3 protein-coding genes are annotated in these 6,000 nt (G+C 36.9%); 2 read left to right on the forward strand and 1 reads right to left on the reverse strand.

The features are described from left to right. The first annotated feature begins 1,182 nt into the window (after positions 1–1,182). The gene (locus tag AC3DU7_RS02610) at positions 1,183–2,043 is read left to right on the forward strand and encodes an Npun_R2479 family HD domain-containing metalloprotein (RefSeq protein ID WP_488037811.1); all 861 of its coding nucleotides are present in this window, start codon (positions 1,183–1,185) and stop codon (positions 2,041–2,043) included. Positions 2,044–2,363: 320 nt separating this feature from the next. Here AC3DU7_RS02610 and AC3DU7_RS02615 read toward each other — a convergent pair whose 3' ends face one another. After that, complete coding sequence (locus AC3DU7_RS02615; protein ID WP_488037812.1) at positions 2,364–3,494, reverse strand: ABC transporter ATP-binding protein; 1,131 nt, start codon at positions 3,492–3,494, stop codon at positions 2,364–2,366. A 441-nt stretch (positions 3,495–3,935) separates the two neighbouring features. Here AC3DU7_RS02615 and AC3DU7_RS02620 point away from each other — a divergent pair, with 441 nt between their 5' ends. Next, positions 3,936–5,609: an ABC transporter permease gene (locus tag AC3DU7_RS02620; RefSeq protein ID WP_488037813.1), complete on the forward strand. Its 1,674-nt coding sequence runs from the start codon at positions 3,936–3,938 to the stop codon at positions 5,607–5,609. Positions 5,610–6,000: the final 391 nt, after the last annotated feature.

Below are 6,000 nucleotides of genomic sequence, written 5' to 3' on the forward strand. Positions count from 1 at the left end.
ATGAGTTTTGAGAATTGAGATGTTCCTTAAAAGTGTAGAATATAGCAATTATTATATTCATATGATACGTTTTTTTTCTCTTCTCTGTTCCCAGTTAAGTGTTCCCTCCATACCTAAAAATTTCCAATATCTCACAACTCAAATCATATTGCTATAGTTACCTGAAAAGAATATCAACGATAATTATAATTGATAATCACGGAATAGAGCTATAATTTTTTTCCATACTTGTATAGATATATAATTCAATAAAGCTATTTTGAATAAATATAGAATGCTAGACTTGATGTGTCAATAGTAAACAACACCGGAATACGTAGTATTTACATTTTAGTTGTCGAAATTATCTTGAGTAAAAACAACTAAAAATGAAGTATAAAAACTTTTTTTAATAGTTACAAAAATCTGGTTATTCTTACTAAGAAGCTTCACAAGCCAAGATATTTATCCGTGAAAATTTATAAAAGATCATAATGAATACAATTTATTCCAACTATGAAACTATGAAAATATAATTACGTATTTACTCAAACATCTTTATATACGATTGCACAATCAAAAAATATAATCATAAAAGTTGCAAGTTTCACAGAACTATTTGTACAATATAAACATGACAATCTAGTCTGAAATATAAAAAGAAAAACTATGACAAAATAATTGATAAATGTTTTTCCATCTTAAACTTTGGATAGCATCTAAGCATTTAATCAATGTGGATATAGCAATTCTAAATCATTCATGATAATTTGATTGTTTAGATGTTTTCAATTCCCAATTCCCTGTTCCCTGCTCTGTAAGAGCTGATTTGTAAACTAAGCTGTTTGCGCAGCATTTCTCAGGCAAACTCTTTCTAGACTAGGCTTGTTGGAAATTATGCCCAGAGGACTTAGATATGGCTAAACTCTTGCACTGTAAAGTATTTATCTTATTCATATTTACTTTATAAATCAGCTCTAAGAGCTTAAGATATCTCATAAACAAGATAAAATTGCTGTCTATATATATGAAACCTAAAATTAAATTTTTAACTATGGCTAAAAAAAATAATAATAAGTAGTATAGAGGAATAAAAAAAGAAAATGAGGTGAGATAATTTATTTATGATGGTAAACAAAAAAGCGTATCAGTTCATTGAACTAAAATTAAGTGAAATAGAAAATTTATATTAGGAGACTGCAGATGTTTAACTCCACTGAACTTTTAATTGATGCCTTTATAAAACGGCTGACTAATGGCTATCGTCATACCTATGGTGGATATAAAGCAGATTATGCTGATATTATTGCCTGGGCAGCTGGAATGGCGTTAGAAAATATTGCTAATAGTGATGCTCTGTATCACAATGTGGAACATACTATTCTTGTAACTCTAGTGGGACAAGAAATTTTACGCGGGAAGCATATCCGTGAAGGTGGAGTTTCTTGTGAAGATTGGCTACACTATCACATTTCCTTACTTTGTCATGATATTGGGTATGTCAAAGGTGTATGTTGTCAAGATAGAGGAGACTTAAGACTGTATGCTACAGGCATAGATGGTACTAGCGTATCTTTACCTAGAGGCGCTACGGATGCTAACCTAACTCCTTATCATGTTGACCGAGGTAAGCTGTTTATTGAGGAACGCTTTGGAGGTCATAAGTTAATTGATGCAGAAGTGATTAAGCGTAACATAGAATTGACTCGTTTTCCTGTACCAGCAGATGAAGATCATCAGGATAAGGAAAACTATCCTGGTTTGGTGAGGGCAGCAGATCTAATAGGTCAGTTAAGCGACCCCCGTTATTTACAGAAAATTAGTGCTCTTTTCTATGAGTTTGAGGAAACAGGTCAGAATAAGATATTGGGATATAATAATCCAGGCGATCTACGTCGGGGCTATCCTAAGTTTTACTGGAATGTAGTTTATAGCTATGTTAAGGATGCGATCGCTTATCTAAATCTCACCCAACAAGGCAAACAGATTGTAGCTAACTTAAGTGCGAATGTTTTCCGAGTAGAACATGATAATGCTGTTGAAGAGACTGTAGGTGTAAATTAGTTGGCGATCGAGGCAAAATTTATTACTATCTAGAGAAACCCGGTTTCTACACCTGCTGACTGGGGAAACCAGGGTTTTTCATAGCTAGTGTCTAATTGCAAAAAGGCGATCGCGTTTTATTCTTTTGAAAAAACTTAAGTTCCAATTTGAAGATACTATATTTCCAGAAAACCAAAGAATTACAACATAGTTTACGAAAGCTAATTAATTTTCTAGGTCAGCAGTGGATTGTATGCGAAAGTCTGAAAGTCAAGCAGTTATGACGTATTTGCAGCTTCTACAATCAGCATTCACATACACTTGCCCTATTTTGTCCTATCTTAACTAACACTAATTAGGGAAGAAGATTGAGTCAAATTTTTAGTAGATGTAGCAGGAAAAACCCTCAAACAATCTTCTGCAATACATACCTGAACCTTAATTCCAATGGGCAATGCTACTTGTGGAGTTGTACGAGCAATTAACTCTTGTCCAGATTCAGTGCGTAAAGAATAACGAAATTCACGACCTAAAAATTGGCGATCGCGAATTACTACAGACCCCCCATCATCAGGTTTTAACATCAAATCTTCCTGACGAATCATTAACTCAACTCGATCAAACTCATCTAAGCTACCAATTTTCCCGCAAAATAAATTATTATCTGTTAATTCAAAACCTCCAATGTCCGTTTCCCACAACTGACCTTGACGACGTGCAGATAAAAAATTAGCTTGAGTTACAAATTCAGCCACAAATTGAGAAGCAGGTTGAGTATAAATATCTTCCGGAGTACCAAACTGTTCCACACATCCAGCTCGCATTACTGCCACTCGATCGGAAATAGCCATTGCCTCTTCTTGATCGTGAGTAACAAAAATTCCCGAAGCACCAGCATTTTTGAGAATATCTCGTAATTCTTGCCGTAATCTGATTCTGACTTGTACATCCAAGTTACTCAAAGGTTCATCCAATAATACTAAAGCTGGATTTGGAGCCAAAGCACGCGCCAAAGCTATCCGTTGCTGTTGACCCCCAGAAAGTTCGTGGGGATAACGACTTTCCAAACCAGATAAACCAACTAACTCTAGAGCATCTGCAACCTGATGATTAATTTGCCTGCTTGACTTTTTCTCAGAATTATGTATACCGAATGCAATATTTTTAGCTACCGTCAGATGGGGAAATAAGGCATAATCTTGGAAGACCATACCAACATCCCGTTTTTCCGGTGGCACCCAATCATTTACACCAGCAACTACTCGCTGATTAATAGTAATAATACCTGACTGTGGTTGCTCAAATCCAGCAATCATTCTCAATAAAGTAGTTTTGCCACAACCTGAAGGCCCCAATAACCCTAGTATATCCCCTTGGTACAGTGTTAAATTGACATTTTGCACCGCAGGGGTAGCAGCGCGAGAAAATTGTTTGCTGACACTCTCCAAACAGAGAATTACAGATTGGGCCATTTATTGTTTAACCTCCCTTAGATTCTTAAAATTATTTCTAAAACATTATTGACTCCTCAACTATATTAACCTAATTTTTAGGAAATGTTCTCATTAAGTTTTTGGAAATTTTTCTAATAGGCTGTTTGCCCATAAAGTAGGGTGTGTGACGGTACGCTTACTATTAAAAGGCAGAATGCAGAAGGGAAAATTCTATATATGATATAAGTCCTGATAGTCTTACTTTACTATTCAGAAATAGTATTACGTAATAGACATCTCCAGAAAAGAGGGAATAGGGAATAGGTATGGAGGGGGAAATAATTGATAATTTCTGTACGATAATTGATTTTATTTTTGATTTTTGGAGATGTTTAATAGCTAAAAGTCTTATATGATTTCCTACGAAATGCTTGCGCAAACCCTATTGCCTGTTGCCTGCGCGCAGCGCTATAGTCTCTAATGTATAAAATCAAAATGTTTGATAATGTGAAAAAATTTAACTATTTCAACTGGAATGCTTGGACAGTATTTGTCATAGCGATCGCCTTTTTAATATCAGCCCCTGTATTATTTATTCTCAGGAGTATTTTTTCAGATACTGGAGAAATTTGGAGTCATTTAGCTTCTACAGTTTTACCCCGTTATCTCCTAAATTCCTTCATCTTAATGGTAGGAGTAGGTGGCGGAGTTATCATTATTGGAGTAGGAGCAGCATGGTTAATTACAATGTGTCGCTTTCCTGGTAGTCGCATTTTTGAATGGGCGATGCTGTTACCATTGGCAACTCCCGCCTATGTTTTGGCCTACACCTACACAGAATTACTAGAATTTTATGGGCCTGTACAAATGTGGTTGCGAGAGGTATTTGGTTGGGCAAGTGTTAGTGATTATTGGTTCCCGGAGATCCGTTCCATGGGAGGAGCGATCGCTTTGTTAACTCTTACTCTGTATCCTTATGTTTACTTACTAACACGAGTTGCTTTTTTAGAACAATCAACCTGTACTTTAGAAGCGAGCCGCTCCCTGGGATGCAACCCTTGGCATAGCTTTTACAAAATAGCTTTACCTTTAGCTCGACCAGCAATAATGGCAGGTTTAGCTCTAGCACTGATGGAGACTCTCAATGATTTTGGTACAGTGCAATATTTTGGAGTCGAAACATTTACTACTGGCATCTATCGGACTTGGTTTGGCATGGGAGAGAGAGTTGCTGCAGCACAGCTAGCAGCAGTATTAATGTTATTTATTTTATGGTTGATTTTGCTGGAGTTATGGTCGCGTCGGCAGGCAAAATATTATCAAACCAGCAGTCAGTATCAAAAATTGCAGCAGTTTCGTTTAGGTGGAATACGTGCAATGGCAAGTTTCTTTGCTTGTTTGTTGCCAGTCTTGTTAGGTTTTCTGTTGCCAGCAGGATTATTATTAGAAATGACTATTGCTGAAAGTGGGGAAAGTTTTCGGGGTAAGTTTTGGAATTATGCTTCCCATAGTTTAATTTTGGCAGGAATTACCGCTGTTTTTGCAGTAGCGACCGCCTTAATTATGGCCTATGGCGTGCGGTTAAATCGGAATTTGGGAATGCGTTTATCTACCCGTATTGCTGCAATGGGTTATGCTGTACCGGGTTCAGTTATTGCAGTAGGAATTTTGATTCCCATTGGTGCGGTTGATAATATCATTGATAGTTTTATGCGCTCAGTGTTTGGGTTCTCAACTGGTTTATTATTCAGTGGCACTATTACAGCATTAGTGTTTGCTTATTTGGTGAGGTTTATGGCGGTGGCATTTGGTGCTGTGGAGTCAAGCTTGCTCAAAATCAAACCAAGTTTAGATGATGCTTCCCGAAGTTTAGGTTATGGACCTACGAAGACTCTGGTTAAAGTTCATGCGCCGATGATGTGGGGAGGGTTATTAACTGGAGCAATGTTAACTTTTGTGGATGTGATGAAAGAGTTACCTGCAACGATGGTAATTCGTCCGTTTAATTTTGATACCTTGGCAGTCAGGGTTTATAATTTGGCTTCTGATGAGAGGCTAACGGAGGCAGCAGGTCCGGCATTAGCAATTGTATTGGTAGGAATCATACCAGTAATTTTACTTAGCTTAAAAATTGCCAGATCGCGCCAATATTAAGATTATTCTGATTACGCTCCAAAAGTGCGAATGTCGCTACGTGGAAGTCAAAAGTCGTAATTCAGGTGCCATAAGTTAGAAGTATTGATTGGTAAGGCTTCTTGATAACTGAAGTTTCAGCCAAGTAAGCATTACAGCACTTTTTAGGAACCGTGAGGTAAGGTTTTAAGGCTAATCTTTTTTTCCCTACTTAAAGTCCTAAAATTTTGTACCTCATCAACTCCAAAATTGCTGTAATGCATGGGAATTGGTATAAAACCCCGCAGAATTTCGTTGCCTACAATTGGGTGTGATTTTATGCCCTACTCAATTGTGCCTTCTGCTTTCTGCCCTCAACTATACAGCGCTTTTCATTTGAGTAGACCACAAAATTATTTTTGGCACTTAGAGT

This window comes from Okeania sp., assembly GCF_983059655.1.